Source organism: Paeniglutamicibacter psychrophenolicus (assembly GCF_017876575.1).
GTDB lineage: Bacteria > Actinomycetota > Actinomycetes > Actinomycetales > Micrococcaceae > Paeniglutamicibacter > Paeniglutamicibacter psychrophenolicus.
Map to the genome: position 1 here is coordinate 328948 of NZ_JAGIOE010000001.1, position 19068 is coordinate 348015.

Genomic DNA, 19068 nt, shown 5'->3' on the forward strand with positions numbered 1-19068 from the left:
ATGGTGCCGGGTCCCGGCGGTGCCGGGCGCAGAAATGCCCCTCGCTCTTCGATTGGCCCAAGCAGGATCAGGAAGAACAGTAAGGGGCTCTTACGTCACGAGTTTACCCGATGAAGGATCAATGGGTGGATTTATGCTTCCTTGGGCTCGTCCTCTGTCTCGATCGCCGCAGTTAATGCGGCCCGCACCAATGTTTCCCAGTGGGCAATCGAACTTTCGGGAACCGACACCCAGTCGCGGAAGGGCCGCCCCTGCCCCGAGGGGTCGAAAAGAGCCGCGCCGGGATAGTCCATGGCCGTGCGCATGGCTTCGCTGTCGCGCCCGACCTTGAATCCCATGGTGTCCGCGAGCAGGCAGGCAATGGCCTTGGATTCGTACTTCAAGGCGTCTTTGCCAAACATCTTTCCAGCAACCACTCCCTCGCCGAGCAGGGCACGGGTGAGCCGCTGAAACTCGTTCATTGCTTCTGGTGTCGGAAATTGCATACTCATGCCCCCATCAAACCTCGCCATTGCCCCTCGCGTCGAGGGGATGGCGCGTAAAGATTCCCGGTGGAAGCAAAAAGCGACCATTCCTACCTGGCGGACTGGCGCTGGCTGCGTTTTTCCCTCAGCCACCAGAACGGGAGCAGGAACGTCCCCAGTGCGCTGACAAGCCAGACCAGCAGGGCGCCCAGCACCCAGGTGCTCACCCCGGTGATATGCAAGCCGCCGCGGAAGAGTTGGGCGATGAAGGGCGCCCGTGCTGTGGCAAGCAATCCCGCCCCACCCAGGAACGCCGAGGCGTAGCAATTGGCAATGGTTGCGACATACGGGGTGATGAGCGTCTGCACCACTGTGGACACCAGCACGGCGGCAACGAACCCGGACACCCGGATGTTGAAGCCATCCAGGATCCAGCTTGTCACGAGGAGTCCCGGCATCGAGGAAACCGCCAAGATAACGGCCTAACCAGGAAGCGAATCGTGGTCCCGAGTGCACGGCCGGCGACAGGCGCGGCGCAGCTCTGCCGGGCAGAGTTTCCAACTGCGCCGCCTAGACTTGGGCCATGGCCCTGACGCGAGAACAACTTATCGATGCCGCGGTCGGCATTCTCTCCGAATTCGGCCTGGCCGACCTGTCCATGCGTCGGCTGGCCCGGGAACTCGATGTCCAGGTCGGGGCGCTGTACTGGCATGTGAAGTCCAAGCAGGAACTGCTCGTGGACGTCGCGGCCAAGCTCCTGGATTCGGTGCCCCGACCCGCGACCCCGACCCCGGCATTGGCGCCCCTGTCGATCGCTGCGCTGCTGCGCCAGCTGCGCAGCGCGTTGATCGCCGTGCCCGACTCTGCCGAGGTCATGCAGCTGGCCCAGTCCATGCGGCCCGAATCGCTGGACCCGATGGGTTGGTTGTTGGAATTCCTGCAGCTCGCAGGCGTCCCGCAGAATGACGCGACCTACGCCCGCCACGTGCTGGTCAACCATTTGCTGGGGTCGATTGCCTCCCACCAGGAAGCGGTGGCGCTTTCGGCAGAAGCGGAGCCTGATACGGTCTCCACCGAGTGGGAAGAGTCAGCCTTTGACTACGGGGTGCGGGTGATCCTGCAGGGCTTGGCCCTGGAGCACCCGGCAGTCGTTTAGCTGCCCAATCGTCCGTTCGAGGCCTCAAGATAGCAGGCGCCGCACAGCGACTCGTACCAAACCTCGTCCCCGTCGATGGCCACCTGGTCGCCGTCGAAGATGATCCGGGTGCCGATGCGCCGGGTGTTGAACACCGCTTTCCTGCCGCAGCGGCAAATGGTCTTGAGCTCCTCAAGGCTGTGCGCGATTTCCAGCAGGCGCCGTGATCCGGGAAACGCGTGGGTGCGGAAGTCCGAGCGGATCCCGTAGGCAAGCACCGGGACGTTGTCCAGGATGGCTATGCGGAACAGGTCGTCGACCTGCTCAGGAGTCAGGAACTGGGCCTCGTCAACCAGCAGGCACGCCACCGGCGGGGCATCCACGTGCTGGACCAACGCGTCGGGGTCGTCGCCCGCCGCCTGCCGGGCGAAAAGTTCCCGGATGTCCTCGGTCGGGGGGATCAGGAAATCCACGTCCCGGCTCATGCCCAGGCGGGACACGATGCGGGAGTCACCCTTGGTGTCGACCCCCGGCTTCGTCAACAGGACCCGCTGCCCGCGCTCCTCGTAATTGAAAGCGGCCTGGAGCAATCCCGTGGATTTGCCGGAATTCATTGCCCCATAACGGAAATACAGCTTCGCCACATCGGTCCTTTCGAGTTGGGCATCGTGGAAGATTCTATGCGCTGAACCATTCACCCACGGACCGACCGGAGTGGGCAGCGCACGCAAATGTCCCGGTGCCCGGGGACTTTGCGGTCCCCTGGCACCGGGACATCACGGCCGCGGCGCCGGCCAAAAGACGGGCACCGGCGATGCCTCTAGGTCACGGCGTGGCGCGTGCGGTAGGCCGGCACGTCCCAGGAACTTGTTTCCAGGACGTCGCGCAGGATCTCCACGGCATCCCAGATATCGGTGTAGGAAAGGTACAGCGGGGTGAGGCCAAAGCGCAGCACCTCGGGTTCACGGTAATCGCCGATGACACCGCGGTCGGTCAGCGCCTGGATGATCGCGTACCCCTCGGGGTGGCGGAAGCTGACGTGGCTGCCGCGCTCGGCATGGACCTCGGGGGTGACCAGCTCGAGCCCGAACTCGCCGCAGCGCTCGCGCACCAGGGCGATGAACAGGTCGGCCAGCGCGAGGGACTTGGCGCGCACCAGGTCGATGTCGGCCTCCAGTGCCACGTCCAGCCCGCATTCGACCATGGCCATGGAGGTGATGGGCTGGGTGCCGCACAAGAAACGGCGCACGTCGTTGGCAGCGGTGTAGCTGTCGGCCATCTCGAACGGTGCTGCATGGGACCACCACCCGGTCAGCGGTTGCCAGAATCGGCCCTGGTGGCGCTCGTTGACCCAGATGAACGCCGGGGAGCCCGGGCCGCCGTTGAGGTACTTGTAGGTGCAGCCCACCGCGTAGTCGGCGTCGGCGCCGTTGAGGTCCACCGGCACGGCCCCTGCTGCATGGGCAAGGTCCCAGATGACCAGTGCACCGGCCGCATGCGCTGCGGCGGTGACGGAGTCCATGTCCCACATGGCGCCGGTGCGGTAGTTGACGTGGGACAGGGCAAGCACCGCCACCGAATCGTCCAGAGCCTGCTCCAGGGTCAGGTTCTCGTCGATCAGGCGCACTTCGTAGTGCTCGCTGGTCTCGGAGTTGACCGAGTTCAGGAAGTCGCTGATCCCTTCGGCAATGTAGATGTCGGTGGGGAAGTTGTCGCGTTCGGTCAGGATCACGCGCCGCTCCGGGGCGTCCTGCTGCTGGATGCGCACCGCCGAGGCCAGCGCCTTGAACAGGTTCAGGCTGGTGGTGTCGGTGACGACGGTTTCACCATCGTTTCCGCCGATGATCCGGGCCAGCTTGTCACCAAGCCTGCTGGGCATCTCAAACCAGCCGGCGGTGTTCCAGGAACGGATCAGGCCGTGGGCCCATTCGTTGTTGATGACCTCGGCCGCACGTTCGGCGGCACCAAGCGGCAGCGGTCCCAGTGAGTTTCCATCGAGGTAGATCAGCCCCTCGGGGAGGGAGAAGCGATCCTTGAACGAAGCCAACGGGTCAGTTGCATCCGCTGCCTGGAGACTTGCGCGGTCCGTGTGGATGGGATTGCTCATGGTGAGGTTCGATGGCCTTTCTGGAATGCGTGCCGGGACCCCTGCCATCGCTCGGCGAACAACGACGGGGAATGCCCATCATAGAATTATTCATGGTGCACTAGATAGGGCCCTGAATAAGTGCCCAAAACCTCAGGAGTTTTCCGTGCTAAATTCTGGTTCCATCAAGAACCATGCCGGCTGGCAGAATGCTGTTCGCCTCGATGAAGTCGACTTGCGGATCCTTCGCGAGCTCAGCGCAGACGCGCGCATGCCCAACAACCTTCTGGCCTCGCGCGCAGGGGTCGCCCCGTCCACGTGCCTTGGCCGCGTCCGTGCGCTGCAGGATGCCGGGGTGATCCGCGGGTTCCATGCCGATATCGATCCGGCCACGCTGGGCCTGCGCGTTGCCGCCATGGTTTCGGTGGTGGTGCGCTCCGAGGCGCGCAACGCCATGCTGGAATCGGCGCGCACCCTGCGCGGGCTTCCCGAGGTCCAGGACGTGTTTGTGCTTGGCGGGACACCGGACATCCTGGTTCATGTCGTCACCGACTCCATCGAGTCCCTGCGGGATTTCGTGGCCGCGCACCTCGGGGCAAACCCCGCCTTCTCCTCGACGCAAACCAACATCGTCTTCGAGCACCTGTCCGCGGCCAACCCGAACTGACAATTGCCGGGCGAGGCCAATCACGTCGTTACGGGGCTGCCTCCGCATAGGAACGCAACGACTTCAAGGTGCCGGCCTCGGAACCGGCGATGGCGGCCAGCAGGTCCCCGACCTCTTCCCGCAACTCCTCGGCCGCGTCCACGCTGATGGTCAGCCGCACGCGCGTTTGCTCGGATTCCTCGTTGAGTTCATAGCGGTAGAGCACGCTGATGTCTCCGCCTCCGGAAGACAAGGCAATCACGTGCTCTTCGCGCAGCTCAGTGATGATCAGCTGGCGTTCGTGGGTTCCGGAGCGGTAGTCAAGCACCGCCCCGGGGCTGGTGAGCTGTTCCGGTTCCATGGAATCGACGCCCGGCATCCATTTCGGGGCCGCAACCCAATCGGTGAGCAGTTCCCACACCCGTGTCACCGAGAGGTGAATCAGCTCCTGAGTATCCAAAGCCTGAAACTGTGTCATAGCCGAATCGTGTCACGCGTCGGTCCAAAAGGAAACGCTTAATGGGCCCGCGGCTTCCTGCGCCTGCGCAATGCGACGGCGCCGAGCAGGAGCATTGCGGCACCCACCCCGGCGTAGGCCAATACACCGCTGGACCCGGTCTCGGCCAAATCCCCAGTCCGGGAACCCACGACCGGCTTGAGGACCGCCTTGACGATCGGCTTCTTGTCCAGGACCGGCTTGGTGACGGTGCCAGCGGGCTTGATTTCGGGCTTGGCGGTTTCGGCGGGCTCCGTCGGTTCCGGCTTTGCTGACGGTTGGGGCGACTCCGATTCCTTCGGATCGAAGATCCCGGCATCCACCTCGCCGTTCTCGATCAACCCGAAGACGATCTCCTCAAAAACTTCCTGTGCGGCAGCTTCATTGCCGTCGAACATCCACAGCAAGTGCCCGTAGAGCGCGTCAAGATCCGATTCCCGACCGTGCTCCACGAGTCCTGCAATGATGGAATCGAGTTCCTGGAACGCTGGCTCGTTCTCGAGCTCTTGGGCGATCTGCGCGTCGAAGTCCTCCCATTCGGCATCGGTCCAGTTTTCCGCGCCTTCGGGTATTTCGATTCCTTCAAGCCACCATGGCAGGTCAACAAGCTCGCCCTCAGCCTCGGTGGCATCGTCTTCCTCGCTTTCGAGAACTCCGGATTCCTCGGCCTGCGTGGATGTCGGCCCGGGGATCGTCGATTCCGTGACCGGCGCCGTTACAAGAACTGAGGTATCTTCCGGATCGGTGACGGTGATCGAACCGGTGCCTTGGGTTTCAGCGACGGCCACGCCGTTGGGGGCCTCGGTCGTGTCACCTTCGGGCGGAACTAGTGTTTGAGGCGGCTCCGATGCCGAATTGCTGCCCGGGGAAGCCTGCTGGGCATCGACCGAGATTTCGTCTTGAACGGGCTCGACGCCATCCGTTTCCGAGTTCTCCGTAGCAGCAACACCGAGTCCGGCGCGGCCGCCGGACTCGGTTCTTCGTCTTTGGTTTCAGCAGCGGGCACGGTGGGCTCTTGAATGCCTTCGGTCACGTCGCCTTGCGTTGTTTCAGCCTTGCCCTCGAGGATCTGTGCTTCCACGGGGGCGGAGCTGAACAGCAACCCGGAGGCCACAGCGGTGGTGAGCAGCGCGGTACGGAGATTCTTTGCCATTTGTGCGTTCCTGTCCCAGGGCCAATGCGGTGAAGGCAGGAATCAACACCAAGAAACCAGCGGTCAGATCCCTATTGAGGTGTGGTGCGACAACGACGTTGAGGATCAATCTATGGCACCGCACGGGTTTCCACCAGTCACAATTCGGCAACGGCTTCAACGGGAATCACTCCGGGGGATTCTGGCTCACGCAAGTCGGTTCGTCACCGACGTATAACCAGAAGGAGTTTGCCGAATCAGGCTCGCCCAATGCGTTGTTCCCCAAATCTCTAAAGTGCCGGCCCGAGAGCAGCGAACTTTTTGTCCTTGGGTGCGGCCACAGGCTGAAGGCTGTCCGATCTCGCGATCAAGCCAGGGTCCAGCTTCCTGGCCTGCCCTGGATCCGATCCACAGCGGCCTTCACGCTGGGCCAGCTCAGTTCGTCATGGGGGGATAGATACTGCCGCCGATGGATCGGGCAAACCGGTCGTCCGCCATGCCGTTAATGATGAGGTTCGCGAAGTCCCGATCGGGCAACTCGCCGACCATCTTGTGGGCCTCGTTCGGTCCAGGTGCCAAACCCGAAGGGCGCCTTTTCAGCACCGTCCATTCCGGAACCGACGCACGGATTGGCGGGAATTCGCGGAGTTAATAGTTACGCAAAGGACCTCGCTGAGCAATGGTGTTTCTTGGAGTGTCCCAACATGTTTTCGGGTCCCGACGTGCATTTGGCAGCGACCCAGGCGGGGTCGGTTATGCACCTCTCACGGTGGCTTTTCTTGTTACAAAACCATCACCATCGAAACCCATTGAACATCCAGGAAAGCCTTGCTTCCCGAAGATTCCGACGTGCAAACACCCGCAGCTCCATGAGCAAGGCGTAATACTTTTCGGTCTCAGCTTCATCGGGCGATCCATCGGGCTTCTGGACATAGACAACGAGGAGGCCGTCCGGGTGCGCACCGATTGAATTCAACACCGCCTTGCAAATCTCATGCAGTTGATCCGGCGTCACTCCGTTTTCGAGCCGACCCGCTGCTTCCTCATACATTCGTGCTATTTGAGGTTGGCGCATTCCATCGACGTAGTTCTTAAAACTACGCATTTGACGGGCCACGTCCTTGAATGATTTGCGAACTTGCTTAGGGTCCATTCGGCTAATGTCACTCCTGATTTCTGTTCTTCATGTAAGCCTCGTTAGCTTCGCAGTACCGAAGCCACAATCCATCGTTTTGGGATGGAGCCCTTGACACCTCGCTGGAATCAGGATGGCAATGGCCGCCGATCATATACCTCCGGCGAGGTGAACCATGTCGGATTCGGATCCGCTTCACCGGTCTCCGCAAAATACCGTGCGGCAGCAACGACTGCCTCCCGGCATAAAGTTTCCTCGAAGGTGCACGTTCCCTTCAGCTCGCCAATAACAACACCGGGTGCTGCCCGATTCAGCACCCTGCGTTGTCAGGACGCTCCAGGAGTCTGCTTTCCTCGTATCCGGAGAGAAGTAGAACACCATGTTGCCTCGGGCATCGCCACCAGTCCGGCCGCAGGTGATGTTCGAAGCGATTTTGAATGGGCTTGCCGGTTGCGCTAGTTGTCCCGGATGCACCATTCCGCGGCGTAATCGCCGAAGTCCACGGCGGCCGAGACCCGATAGAAACGTCTGATCAGCCCAGTTCGTCTTGGGGGTATAGAGACTGCCACCGATGGATCGGGGCAAACTGGTCGTCCGCGATGCCGTTGATGATGGTGCTCGCGAAGTCCCGATCGAGCAACTCGCCGACCAGCTTGTGGGCCTCGTTCGGTCCAGGGGCCCAACCCGAAGGGCACCTTTTCAGCACCGTCCATTCCGGAACCGACGCACGAATTGGCGTGAATTCGATTTCCACCATCTGCTCGGAACCCTCGCCCACCCAGCGCGCCCTTACCCGCGGGACAGGAAGAAGCCCGGACCACGCGCTCACGCCATCCGAATCAGGAACCAGGGCCCACAAGGAAGCGACCTCACCCTCCGCAACCCCAAACCGCCGCGCCATTCGGTCCAGCGCGACCGCATACCTGCGCGGAACCGACAACTTCCGGTCGATCGACACCGCGATGAGCCGCCCCATGGCAGGACCCGCAAGGCCCTGGCCAAGAAGCGAATACACATCCAAGACCCTCGAGTCACCCAAAAGGCGGCTGAACCACTCGGCCACCCATTGGCACTGCATGAGATCGGCACGCGCAGCATCGTCCGATTCCGGCCATAGGGGGTCGGCATCATCTGAATCCAACCCGCGCCAAGGCCCCTGTTCCTCGCTCTTGGCACGAATGGCCCACAAGGGCCAACGCCTGCCGGCCGAGCGATCGGCTGCCTCGACAATCCTTGCCGCATCCTGCGCATCAATCAGGTTCGATGACCCCAGTTTGCTTCCGGGTTCCCGCTTCACGCTCATGACATCTGCGGGAAACCGCGTCCGCAGACGGAACGCGGGAATGGACGCACCTCGCGGAACGGCCTCCACCTCATACACGGCCGCAGATGAACGATGCATATCCGGGATGAATATCCGACGGACACGAAACCTTGGACTACTCACAATTGGCTCTTTCATCCCAGGAGCCTGCCCAAATGGACGGGCCGCTGGGTGTCTTGGACATACTTTGGGTAGCTATTTACGGACTCAAGCTCCATGTTGTAGTACACGCTCGGAGCGGGACCCGACTCCCCAATATCTATGATCGTTTTTCCTTGCCTAACCTGCCCATTGATCCAAACCTTATTGAACGCTAAATCAACCTTCTCCGTGAACGCTTCACTGGTGTGATCCTTAAAGAAATTATGAATGCGCTGTGGCGTGGCGTTGTAGTAACCATAATCATGGGCATCCGCATACGGTATTACGCGCCCTTCCATCCAGCGACCCATCACAATGGTGTCGGCCTGGGGGCGCGTCGTCAGAGGCGCCAGGAGTCGTCCCGCTATCTTATGACCGACACCTGCTCCTGCACCGCCCATGGCTCCACCACTAAGTAGACCCATTCCGGTGGCGCCCAGGAACCCTGTCGCCGTATGCGGCCCCGGTCCGGTGGCATAGGTGTATGCGTTTCCGGTGCCACCGGAAGCCGCGCCCGAGGCCATGCCTTCCCCTACGGCGGCCTTGATCCCGGTTACGCCAGCAGCGCCGAGACGCCCCGCCATGGCCAGACCGCCCAATCCTCCGGCTAGCCCCATGACAGCGGTTTGGCCCCAGTTGACGTCACCCGTCGTGGCTTTTTGGATAATCACGTCGGCCCCGGCACCGATGAGCATCATGCCCGCTGGTCCACCCACGCCGGTTGCCATGAGGACCCCGCCGGCCACCACCATGGCGCCGCCAGCGAAATACTCCCAGTTGTCGGCACACCAGTCCCCGGCGGCAGCCAGGGCGCCATTGTTGCCGTCACGGTACGCCTGCAGATCCGCCTCGGTCACGGCCTGCAAACCGAGCGGATCGATCGCATGCAACGGGTCGTTGCCGGCAAACGAATACGGGTTTCCGGCCCAGCCCGAACCCGCCACCGGATCCAGCGGATCAACCGACAGGAACCCACGCGTCAACGGGTCGTAGGCGCGGGCGCCAAACCAGTCCAGCCCCGCCACCTGCAATCCGCCGGAAGCGCCCACGGCCAACCCCGAGGGGATCCCCGGAAGGGCATCCGCTGCAGTGCCCCACGGACTGCCCGCCTGCGTCGGGTGCGCACTGCGCCACCCGGCCGAGAGCACCGTGCCGCCGATGGCCGTCACGCCGCCGGGCAGTGCCACCACGGACTGGTCACCCACGGACATCAGGCGGGGGGCAACCTCCGCCGAATCCCACCACACCGCGGCACCATCAACCTCTGCCAGCTCGCCAAGTGCATCAACCCACAATTCGCTGCGGGACGTTTCCCCGCCGGAATCCTCCGTGGCCACGGCACCCAGCCAGCCCGCGGGGGACCATTCGAAGGACCGCACCGAACCATCGGGGGCCACGGCCTCGGTCCGGCGGCCCAAGCCGTCGTAGGCATAGGTGCTGGCTCCGGCGTCGTCGGTGCGGGAACGCAACTGGCCCGCAGCATCATAGGCGAGCTCCGCGCCGAGCCCTTGAACGGATTCGGCGACCAGCCGGCCGGAAAGGTCGTAGCGCCACTCGGAGACCACGCCGTCCCCGCGCACCGAACGCTCCAGCTGGCACGCGGCGTCATAGAAGAACCGGGTTTCGGTGCCGCCGGCCAGGATTGCGGCAATGCGTCCGTCGGCGTCGCGGCGAATGAGGGTCTCGGTCACCCCGTCGACGGTGGTCGTCGTGTGGCGCACCAACGCACCCTCGACGTAATCCCAGTTTTGGACCGCGTCGCTGGCGACAGCGCCGACCATCCGCCCGGCGGCGTCCCGCTCGTAGGCAATCCGGCCGAAGACCGGATGCTCGACGACAACCACGCGCCCGGCGGCATCATGGCCGAACTCGGTGCGCGTTCCCAGCGGGTCGACCATGGCGGTGCGGTTGCCGTCCGCGTCGTATTCCCATGACGGACCGGCCCCGTTGCGCAGCCGCTGGATGAGCTGCCCGCGTCGGTTGAAGCGCAGCAGTTGCTCGACCGCGGCCCCGTCTTCCCGGGTGCGGTCGGTGATCCGCACGGTCCTGGAGCGTGCATCGCGGCTGACCTGCATCAGCACCTGTCCGTTGACGCCAAGCCAGACCTGGCGGCCGGCGGCGTCGTAGCGCCATTCGGTGCGCCGACCCTCCGGGTCGCACTGCCACAGCTGGCGCCCGGCCGGGTCGAATCCCGCGGTCGTGCTCCGGCCCAGCGGATCGGTTTCGGCAACGACCTGGTCGGATTCGTTGTAGCTTCGGCGCGTGGTGGCGCCCAGCGGATCGGTGACGGTGACCAGGCGGCCGCGCGTATCGTACTCGTAGCGGGTCACCCCGCCCAGTCCGTTGACGGCCTCGACCAATTGTCCCGCCGCGTCGTAGCGGAACTTGCGCCGCCCGAAGGATGAATCCACGGCCCGGACCATGCGGCCGGCAAGGTCATACTCGAAGCGCGAGGTTCCGCGGCCCGGGGTGTAGCGCGAGGCGACCCTGCCGACGGCGTCGTATCCCAGGCGCTCGGTTTCCCCGCCGGGGAAGACGCGGGCGACGACGCGGGAGTCGGCGTCGTATTCCAGGGTGGTGCGCGCACCGGTCGGGTCGATGCTCGCGGCCGGGCGGCCCGCGGCGTCGTACGCGAAGCCCGTGACGGCCCCGCCCGGGGAGCGGTGCTCGATGACCCGGCCGGCCGCGTCGCGGCGCAGCAGGGTCAGCCCGCCCTCGGCGTCCACCAGTTCAACCGGGCGGCCGCACGCGTCGTAGGTGACCAGCTCGGTGCTGCCGTCGGGCCGCTCGGTGGCCACGGGCCGGCCGAACTCGTCGCAGCGCACGCTGCTGCGCTCGAAGGCGTCCTGGACGGTCACGGTTCCGGAGGCCGCATCCGCCGACATCTGCCGACGCACGCCGGTCGGGTCCACCACGGCGGTGAGCTCGCCGTTCTTGTTGTACTCGCGGGACCAGGCGTGTCCCGACGGGTCGGTGACCTGCGTCAGGCGCGAGAGCGCGTCGTGGTCAAAACCCCAGCGGGCCCCGTCGGGCAGCTCGACGCCCGTGACCAGGCCGAAGTCGTCGAAGCTGCGCGTGACAGCGCGGCCCAGCGGGTCGACGGATTTGGCCAGCTGACCGTGGGGGCCGTAATGCATCTCGGTGCGGGCACCGAGCGGGTCGGTGACAACCGCCAGGGCGCCCCCGGGTGCGTACTCGAACTTCCACAGCGCCCCGTCAGCGTCCCGGCGGGAGACCAGCCGCCCGCATGCGTCATACAGGTAGGTGGTCCGGGCCCCACCCGGGGACACCGCCCCGGTGACCCGGCCGGCGGCATCACGGTGCAGCGTGGCGGTGTCCCCGAACGCGTTGGTGATGGTGGACAGGTCCCCGTGCGCGTCGTGGCCGAAGGACAGGGTGACCCCGACCGGGTCGGTGACCTTCTCCAACAGGCCCTCGCGCCAGTGCAGCTGCGTGCGCCCGCCCTCGGGATCGATGATGATCGAGGGGTTGCGCGAGGAGCCGTCCGCGTATTCGTAGTGCACGGTGGCGCCGGATTCGGCCACCACCGCCACCGGGCGGTCGGCCTCGTCGTAGCCGTAGGTGATGTCGGCCCCGCTGGGGGTGAGGGTGCGGATCTTGCGGCCGCGCCGGTCGTAGGCGTGCACGGTCAGGGAGCCGTCGCGCTCGGTGGCGGAGACCAGGTTGCCGTACCTGTCGTAGCTCATGGATTGCCGGTTGTCGTCCGCGTCGATGACGCCGACCAGGCGGCCCTTGGCATCGGCGATCCACGCGTTCGAACGGGTCCCGTCCGCATCGGAGACCACGGTGAGGCGGCCGGGCAGGTAGGCGAAGCGGGTGACCCTGCCAAAGGCCGAAACCTGGGTCTTCACCCGTCCGTGCTCGTCGTAGGTGTTGACCGCTTCTTCGACGCCCGCGGCGTCGGTGACCGCCTCGATCAGGCCCGCGTCGTTCCAGCGGTAGCTGCGCACCCCGCCGGGCCCGGCGGCGGAGAGCAACTGCCCGTTCTTGTCGTATTCGAACTCCACGCGGCGTCCGTCGGAGGCCGCAAGCGCCGTGATCCGCTCCCCCGTGAATTCGGTGCGCACCCAGCGGCCTCGTTCGTGGGCCAGCTCGGCGATGCGTCCCTCGGCGTTCCGGCGAACCAGCACCGCGGTGCCCGGGCCGGTGTCCGAGGACAGCCAGGTCCCGGCCGTCGTGAACACCCAGCGGGCGCCGGCGTTGTCGCGCACCACGAGCACCTCGGCGGATTCCGATTCATATTTGGCGCGTACCTCGTCGCTCGGGATTTCCCGGGCCAGCCAGGAGCTCTCCCCCTCGGCCCGGTCCCAGCCCTCGCCGAGGCGGGGGAACCACAGGTGGCGTCCGTCGGACAGCACCATCCAGGCGCCCTCGTCCTCCAGCTCGAGGCGGGTGTCGAACACCGAGGCCCAGCCAAGGCCAAAGGCCCCGATCCGTTCGTCAAGGGAGTTGTAGGTCCGTGTGGCCACCAGCGCCGCTGCGGCCCCCGCGAATCCGAGGTCGACCTCGGTTTCCAGGAAGTTGCCGGTGGAGGTGTTCACCGGGTCCATCGAATAGCCGGTGGTTGGAGGGGCGCCGAGGGCGAATGCCGCGTCGATGGCGATGTCCTGGCGGGTCGCCCCGACCCCTTGGGACGCCAGCGCCGCCATAAGCGCCGAGTCGGCAAGCCGCGAGACGTTTCCTTCGCCGCCGGCCGCGGCGAACGCGTTGGCGATGGTCAGTGCCCAGGCCACGTCCTGGCCGTTGGCCTCGAGCCACTTGTCGAAGCCGTTGACGACCCCGTTGGCGTGCAGGGAGCCGAAGCTGCAGCGGGATGCGAAGTCTGCGAGGTGTCCGCGCAATGCCGCGGGCCGGCCTGCAAGTTCGGTGTCCAGGTTCGCTGAACCGGTGGCGAATGACCGCAGGTCGCTGGGGCGGGCCGCCGATACACCGGTGTTGGAACCACCGCCCGGGGCCGGTGTCTGCCGGACCCCGGCCACCGGGGCCGAGGCCTCGATGCTCACTTCCCGGGCCGGGGGCCCGACGGGCGGATCTTCCTCGCCGAACACCCAGTCCCATCCCCTGGCCAGGAAGTTGTCCCGGCGTTCGTCGGTTCGCTGCTTCCATTCGCGGGCCAGGCGGCGGCGTTCGTTTTCCTTGCTGGCTTCTTCCTTCAGCGACTTGGCGCCGGCGGCTGCCTCGCGCAGGCGTGCCGCGAGCTCGGTCGCGTCCGCGGACGCGACGCGTGCGTTGTCGGCGAAGAGCTGCGAGAAGTGTCCCTTGAACTCGGTTCCGGCCGTCGCCACCAGGGACGAGCGGGAGCCGGACTGCTCCTCGATGCTCAACGCCGCGAGGTTGAACGCAGCGATCAGGGCGTCTGCCGTCCCGTTGTCGAACACAACGTCATGGTCAAAGACCCCCAGATCGGCCACGCAAAAACTCCCTCATCAACCCGCGGAACCCGCAGGTCCCCGAACAACGACCCGAGGAACCTCAGCGGCCTCGGCTTACCTAATAAGGACGGAAAACGCCCCCGCCGCCAGGGGCGGCGCCACCTTTTGGCGGCAACGGGGGCGTTCCAGGGGCTGGCTAGCTTCCGCCGCCCGCGGTGAAGATGTTCGTCGAGATCTGGTTCAGTTGGCCTCGAAGCTGCTCAAGTTCGGTGCGGGCCTTGTCCAGCGCGGCCTTCGTCTCGGGCCACGTTGAACCGCGGAACTGGGAAGCCAGGGGGCCGTCCCACACGTTCGGGTCCGACAAGACCCGTCCCTGGGCATCCAGCTGGCTGATCTGGTCGGTGAAACCGCCGTTGATGATCGCCTGGATCTGCTGAATGGCCGTCTTGGCCTGCTCCGTTGATAGGACACGCGACATGAAATCCTCCAAGAATCTTGGTGATGCCCCCGCGCCGATGCGCAATTCGGAGACTCGAACGAAATAACACTAACAAGATGACAAGGCTCGGCCAAGTAACGCGCGGCACATATTTCCTACATCCGCGCGAAGCGGGCGCATTTTGGCGAAACGCGCCGTATTCACTTGTCAGCGACAGGGTTTGGCTGCGGCGCGGGTTTATCGATTCGGACGATGCACCACCTATTATTCAAGAGGAATTTGAATCATGAAGGGGAGCAAGTGGCCAGCACACGCCCAGCCAAGAAACACGCAGCACGACGAATATCCAGCCCGGGGCCCGTCCGTGCGGCCGGCGCGCTCCTGGCAGTGGCCGCCTTGGCGTTCACCGCATCGTGCACCAACGCGCCGAACGTGGTCGGCACGCCCTCGCGCGTGCTGCAGTCGGTAAACGTGGACCTTGCCTCCAACGGTTCGATCTCGGCGGTCAACGGGACCGCCATCTCGGTGGATGACACCACGGGTGATTCCTCCAGCGCGGACACCTCCTATGTTCCGGGCGAGGTCGCCAACGACCTGCCCGTCCGGGTGAGCGCGCAGTACCGCACCGCGGAGAAGACCGGCACCAATCTCGAGGAGCTGGCAGGCTACACCGGCCGAATCGAGATCGGGTTGACCGTGGAAAACCTGACGGTGGCCCCGCGGGACGTGACCTTCGACGTCGCGGGCCATTCCCGCACCGAACCGGCGCTCGTGGGCGCCCCGATGACCATCGCCGCCTCCACGGTGCTCGCCGGGGTCTCCCCCGGCAACATCGTGGGCGAATCCGGCTCCGGCTCCGCCGGGACCAACGGCATCATCAGCGCCTCGCCCGAGGGCGAAGCAGTCATCCAGTGGGCAACGCTCCTGGCCCCTCCGGCCACGGGCGCCAGCACCACGCTGCGCCTTGTCGCCGACGTCACCGATTTCGCCGTCCCGGGCATCGATGTGGCCGTGCAGCCGGGCATGTCCACCGATCTCTCCGTCGACGGTGTGCTGGCCTCCGCGTTCGACACCAGCCCCACCTCCGAGCTCGCCCTGCAGCGGCGCACCATCGACCTCATCGCCGAGGTCAACGACGTGCTCAGTCGCGCGGGCTCCACCATCACCGACGTGCGCAGCAACCTGGAGAGCACCTCGAAGACCCTGGGCGTGAGCACCGCGGCGCACTTGAAGGACAGTAGCGACTCCCTGGCCGGGACCCTCAGCGGTCTCAAGGAGCAGCTCGGTTCGCTGAAGACCGACCTGGATTCCACCGTCACCGGTGCCGAGACCACGACCCTGGCGCAGCTTTCGCAGACCGTCAACACCGTCGACGCCATGCTGGGCGACACCTCGGTTGCCGTGCCGCGACCCGTGATCAACGGCCAGGGCTGTTCGGCGATTGTCGCTCCGCCCGGCGAGGCCGCGACCGTTTACTCCAGCCTCGTGCTGATGTCCGCCCAGCTCGACGGCTACGCTCAATCGACTGCGGGTTGCCGCGACGAGGTGGCCACCGCACTGCAGAAGACCGTGGGCCCTGCCCAGCCGAATGCGGAGAACTGCACCGAGGCATCCCTGACCTGCGCGTTCCACGCTTCGTCGATCACCGTGACCGGCGCCCTGTTGAAGCTGGTCGGCCAGGGCGACGAATTGGTCGCCACCCTGAAGCCGGAGGTCATCACCGGCGCACGGGCCCAGCACCGGAACCTCTCGGATTCCATCGAGGCGCTGTCCACCCAGGTCCAGGCGCTGGACGAGGCCTCTGCCAAGGGCGAATCCAACAAGGCTCAAGCGGCCAAGGACTCCATCGCGGCCCTGAAGGCAACCCTCGAGGACGCCTACGCGCCACTTGACGCCGTGGGCAAAGCAGTCGAGGCCCTGGTCAACACTGAGCAGACCCGGATCGGTGGCATCCGCAAGACCGCGCTGGGCGCCGGCGCCCTGGTGGACGGCTGGAAGAACGACACGCAAAACCCTTGGATCTATGAGCCGATCAAAAACGAGAACCCTGTCGGTGTCATGGTCGACCGAAACACCCAGATGAAGGTCCAAAACGACGAACTCGCAGACAAGCTGTGCAAGCTGATCAAGACCGAGGAAGCTGAACCGACCCTCAAGACAGGAAGCAAGAAGCTCAAGGACCTTCGCGCGTACCTGACCGATGTCCCCTGCCCCGGCAACGAGGACGGTCCGTTGACGGTGCCCGAGCAAGAACCGATGGACCAGCAGCTGTCCACCCAGGAGCAGGATCTGACCGACCATGCCAAGGACCTTACGGTCCAGGCCGGCGAGCGGGCCGAGCAGGCCCGGGACCAGGCCACGGCGTGGACGAGCTGGGTGGAAGAACAGGCCGGCATCTGGGACGAGCGCGCCAAGAAGCAGAGAGCTGCATGGAAAGACGTAACCTCGGCGACCACGGACCCGGTCTCTGGTGAACTCATCAAGGCAGATATCGAGGCCGCCAAGGCCGGCCTCGATGCGATCGGTGAGAGCGTCGACTCCCTGGAAGCCAACGTCAACGAGGGCGACAGCCTCAAGGGCTCCATTGCCGATCTGCACACGCGCATCGAGGAGGCCAAGGTGAGCCGCGATTTGATGGGCGGCGCCCTTCAAACCCTGCAGACGCAGCAGGACGCCCTCGAAGGAAGCATCAAGAAGGCCTTCGCGGACACCCAGACCGCGATGACCAAGGAGGTCACCGCGCTGATCGACAGCCAGATCCGCGTGGTCTCCGCCCAGGGCGCCGAGGGCAACGACGCAGTCGTGAAGGCCTTCGACCGCTCGGTTGCCGGCCTGTCCGCCACCGCCGCCGACGTTGAGGTCAGCGCCAAACGCACGGTCGACGGCCAGCACGCCGAACTCACCAAGCAGGACGCCGGCCTCTCCGAGGCGGTCAGCAAGCAGACCGCCGCTTCGCTTGAGGGCATCGCCCGGAGCACCGGGGCCTCGACGCGGGACGTCGAGGGCGCCTCGAAGCTCCTGGCCTCCGGCCTTTCCAAGGTCATGCTCGATCTGGGCGACCGCAAGGTCAACGGGTCCGGCCTGCTCGGCTCCATGGCCACCAGCGCCGCGAAGGCTGACACGGCCGACTACCAGCTGGCCCTGGCCACCAAGAACGCCCAGGGCTACGCCAACGTGCGGGCCGAGGACGTTGCCGGGATCCTGCGGCGCCAGGCGCAGTTCAAGGCCTCGCTCGAGGCGGTGTCGGCGCTGCCGACCTTCCACCTCGAGGTGCCCGCGGGCGCCGCGACGCAGACGCTGTATTCCTTCCGCCTGGGAAGCGCCAAGTGAGCCGGCTGGCAACGCGACGCAACCTCATTTCGGCAGCCGTCGTGGTGGTGGCAGTGGCCACCGTCATCGCACTTGCGGTTTTCCTGTTCCGGCCGGCCGACGCGGCCAAGGGCGATCCGGTGGAGGCGGGGGTCCCGGTGGCGTTGGCCGCCGCCAACGTCCCGGCCGGCACCACGCTCGGCGTCGTGCTGACGCTCGGCTCCGGGACCGGCGCGGCGTGGAAGGACGCGGCCCAGGGCGCGGCGGTCGCCGCGCACCGCTTCTCCCTTTCGGGCACGCCCGTCACCCTGTCCACCGCCGATGACCGGGGCACCGCCGAGGGCGCACGCAAGGCCGTTGCGAAGCTGGTTTCCGAGAACGTTGCCGGGATCGTGGTGGCCACAGACGGTCCGCAGGTGCGCGACGCGCTTGCCGCGGCCGCCGACGCCGGGATCCCGGTGCTGCTGCCCTACGACGCGGGCAAGATCGAATCCGCCGGGCCCGCCTGGCGCACGGGACCCACCGCGGCGCAGCTGTCCAAGGCACTGTCCGCGGCCCTGGCCGGCGCGAAGCGCCCGCTGCTCATCGACGCCGGCGGCGGGGCCCCGGATTTCGTGGACGTCTCCGCGAGCATTTCCTTCAAGCCGGGCGCCGATCCGGAAGCGCTGGCCGCCGATGTCGCCCGCCGCACCGGGGGCGCGGAACCCGAAAAGGCCGACGGCTCCCCGGGCCGGGCCCCGGTGACCAAACCCGCCGATGCCATCCTGCTCACGGGCAGCCAGGCCCAGCAGGCAACCGTCGTCCACGCCCTGCAATCGGCCAACGTCGCCGTCCCCCTCGTGCTGGCGCCCGGGGCCACCAGCCCCGCATTCGCCGCCGGGCTCGCCGAGGCCGGCGGCACCGCCTCCGGGCGGCTGTCCACCGTCGGCGCGGGCGCCACAGACGCCGCGGCCCTGCGCCCGGATGACTCCGGCCGGGCCATGTCCGGCTTCCTCGCCGGCCTGCGGGTCCTGGCCCAGGAGCCCGGGGCCAAGAACCTGACCGGGGATGTGCCCTTCGCCGAGGTGGCGCATGCCGCGGACTCGCGCAGCCACGACGCCGTGGTGGCCCTGGTCCGTGCGGTCTCCGCCGCCGGCAGCAACGATCCGGCCAAGGTCGCCCAAAACCTCGGAACCCTCGTGCTGGGCCCCGCGGACGGGGTCGCCGGAGGCGCACTGGACTTCACCCGTCCCGACGCCCTGGACGGGGAAGCGGTGGTGCTGCACCTCTCGGGCCAGGACCTGGGCCTGCGCCCGCAGGGTTCCTCCGGCGGTGCGCCGGTCTCCTGGTTCGCGCGCCCCGCCATAGACTGACCCACAGGTTCCCCCA

General features: G+C 65.9%; 15 protein-coding genes. 4 read left to right on the top strand and 11 right to left on the bottom strand.

The genetic code is table 11. The features are described 5' to 3' along the window. Positions 1 to 131: 131 nt before the first annotated feature. Both JOF46_RS01340 and JOF46_RS01345 read right to left on the bottom strand, forming a co-directional pair. On the bottom strand, positions 132 to 485 hold the full coding sequence (locus JOF46_RS01340; protein ID WP_209905675.1) for a hypothetical protein: 354 nt from the start codon (positions 483 to 485) through the stop codon (positions 132 to 134). An 89-nt stretch (positions 486 to 574) separates the two neighbouring features. Then, on the bottom strand, positions 575 to 907 hold the full coding sequence (locus tag JOF46_RS01345; RefSeq protein WP_209905676.1) for a phage holin family protein: 333 nt from the start codon (positions 905 to 907) through the stop codon (positions 575 to 577). A gap of 140 nt (positions 908 to 1047) precedes the next feature. Here JOF46_RS01345 and JOF46_RS01350 point away from each other — a divergent pair, with 140 nt between their 5' ends. Beyond that, positions 1048 to 1620, top strand: coding sequence for a TetR family transcriptional regulator (locus tag JOF46_RS01350; RefSeq protein WP_209905677.1), 573 nt, complete (start codon positions 1048 to 1050; stop codon positions 1618 to 1620). On the opposite strand, the gene JOF46_RS01355 is transcribed toward JOF46_RS01350, so the two are convergent. Both JOF46_RS01355 and kynU read right to left on the bottom strand, forming a co-directional pair. Then, positions 1617 to 2243 (bottom strand): thymidine kinase, encoded by a 627-nt coding sequence (locus JOF46_RS01355; RefSeq protein WP_209905678.1) that lies wholly within the window; start codon positions 2241 to 2243, stop codon positions 1617 to 1619. The genes JOF46_RS01350 and JOF46_RS01355 overlap by 4 nt on opposite strands. A gap of 176 nt (positions 2244 to 2419) precedes the next feature. Continuing rightward, on the bottom strand, positions 2420 to 3706 hold the full coding sequence (kynU, locus tag JOF46_RS01360) for a kynureninase (RefSeq protein WP_209905679.1): 1287 nt from the start codon (positions 3704 to 3706) through the stop codon (positions 2420 to 2422). A 145-nt stretch (positions 3707 to 3851) separates the two neighbouring features. Here kynU and JOF46_RS01365 point away from each other — a divergent pair, with 145 nt between their 5' ends. Next, positions 3852 to 4352 carry an Lrp/AsnC family transcriptional regulator gene (locus tag JOF46_RS01365; protein WP_342592329.1) on the top strand — a complete coding sequence of 167 codons (501 nt, stop codon included), beginning with the start codon at positions 3852 to 3854 and terminating at the stop codon, positions 4350 to 4352. 28 nt (positions 4353 to 4380) lie between these two features. Here the strand turns inward: JOF46_RS01365 and JOF46_RS01370 are convergent, their stop codons facing one another. From JOF46_RS01370 to JOF46_RS01400, 7 genes are all read right to left on the bottom strand, one after another. Then, positions 4381 to 4791 (bottom strand): SRPBCC family protein, encoded by a 411-nt coding sequence (locus tag JOF46_RS01370; RefSeq protein ID WP_209905681.1) that lies wholly within the window; start codon positions 4789 to 4791, stop codon positions 4381 to 4383. A gap of 56 nt (positions 4792 to 4847) precedes the next feature. Continuing rightward, the gene (locus JOF46_RS22640) at positions 4848 to 5615 is read right to left on the bottom strand and encodes an LPXTG cell wall anchor domain-containing protein (protein WP_209905682.1); all 768 of its coding nucleotides are present in this window, start codon (positions 5613 to 5615) and stop codon (positions 4848 to 4850) included. A gap of 38 nt (positions 5616 to 5653) precedes the next feature. Continuing rightward, the gene (locus JOF46_RS01380) at positions 5654 to 5980 is read right to left on the bottom strand and encodes a hypothetical protein (RefSeq protein WP_209905683.1); all 327 of its coding nucleotides are present in this window, start codon (positions 5978 to 5980) and stop codon (positions 5654 to 5656) included. A 772-nt stretch (positions 5981 to 6752) separates the two neighbouring features. Continuing rightward, positions 6753 to 7010, bottom strand: a complete 258-nt coding sequence (locus JOF46_RS01385; protein ID WP_209905684.1) for a hypothetical protein — start codon at positions 7008 to 7010, stop codon at positions 6753 to 6755. A 616-nt stretch (positions 7011 to 7626) separates the two neighbouring features. Further along, complete coding sequence (locus JOF46_RS01390) at positions 7627 to 8397, bottom strand: hypothetical protein (protein ID WP_209905685.1); 771 nt, start codon at positions 8395 to 8397, stop codon at positions 7627 to 7629. 155 nt (positions 8398 to 8552) lie between these two features. After that, the gene (locus tag JOF46_RS01395; RefSeq protein ID WP_209905686.1) at positions 8553 to 13991 is read right to left on the bottom strand and encodes a DUF6531 domain-containing protein; all 5439 of its coding nucleotides are present in this window, start codon (positions 13989 to 13991) and stop codon (positions 8553 to 8555) included. 157 nt (positions 13992 to 14148) lie between these two features. Next, positions 14149 to 14430 (bottom strand): pyrophosphorylase, encoded by a 282-nt coding sequence (locus JOF46_RS01400; RefSeq protein ID WP_209905687.1) that lies wholly within the window; start codon positions 14428 to 14430, stop codon positions 14149 to 14151. A 261-nt stretch (positions 14431 to 14691) separates the two neighbouring features. On the opposite strand from JOF46_RS01400, the gene JOF46_RS01405 reads away from it, so the two are divergent. Both JOF46_RS01405 and JOF46_RS01410 read left to right on the top strand, forming a co-directional pair. After that, entirely contained in the window at positions 14692 to 17721 is a 3030-nt protein-coding gene (locus JOF46_RS01405; protein WP_245347963.1) for a hypothetical protein, read from the top strand. Then, on the top strand, positions 17718 to 19052 hold the full coding sequence (locus tag JOF46_RS01410; protein WP_209905688.1) for a type 1 periplasmic-binding domain-containing protein: 1335 nt from the start codon (positions 17718 to 17720) through the stop codon (positions 19050 to 19052). The genes JOF46_RS01405 and JOF46_RS01410 overlap by 4 nt, the downstream gene beginning before the upstream one ends. Positions 19053 to 19068: the final 16 nt, after the last annotated feature.

Bases quoted from the DNA above. Each gene is read 5' to 3' on its own strand.
- JOF46_RS01340 (WP_209905675.1), bottom strand. From the start codon at position 485: ATGCAATTTCCGACACCAGAAGCAATGAACGAGTTTCAGCGGCTCACC.
- JOF46_RS01350 (WP_209905677.1), top strand. From the start codon at position 1,048: ATGGCCCTGACGCGAGAACAACTTATCGATGCCGCGGTCGGCATTCTC.
- kynU (WP_209905679.1), bottom strand. From the start codon at position 3,706: ATGAGCAATCCCATCCACACGGACCGCGCAAGTCTCCAGGCAGCGGAT.
- JOF46_RS01380 (WP_209905683.1), bottom strand. From the start codon at position 5,980: ATGGCAAAGAATCTCCGTACCGCGCTGCTCACCACCGCTGTGGCCTCC.
- JOF46_RS01385 (WP_209905684.1), bottom strand. From the start codon at position 7,010: ATGTATGAGGAAGCAGCGGGTCGGCTCGAAAACGGAGTGACGCCGGAT.
- JOF46_RS01390 (WP_209905685.1), bottom strand. From the start codon at position 8,397: ATGAGCGTGAAGCGGGAACCCGGAAGCAAACTGGGGTCATCGAACCTG.
- JOF46_RS01400 (WP_209905687.1), bottom strand. From the start codon at position 14,430: ATGTCGCGTGTCCTATCAACGGAGCAGGCCAAGACGGCCATTCAGCAG.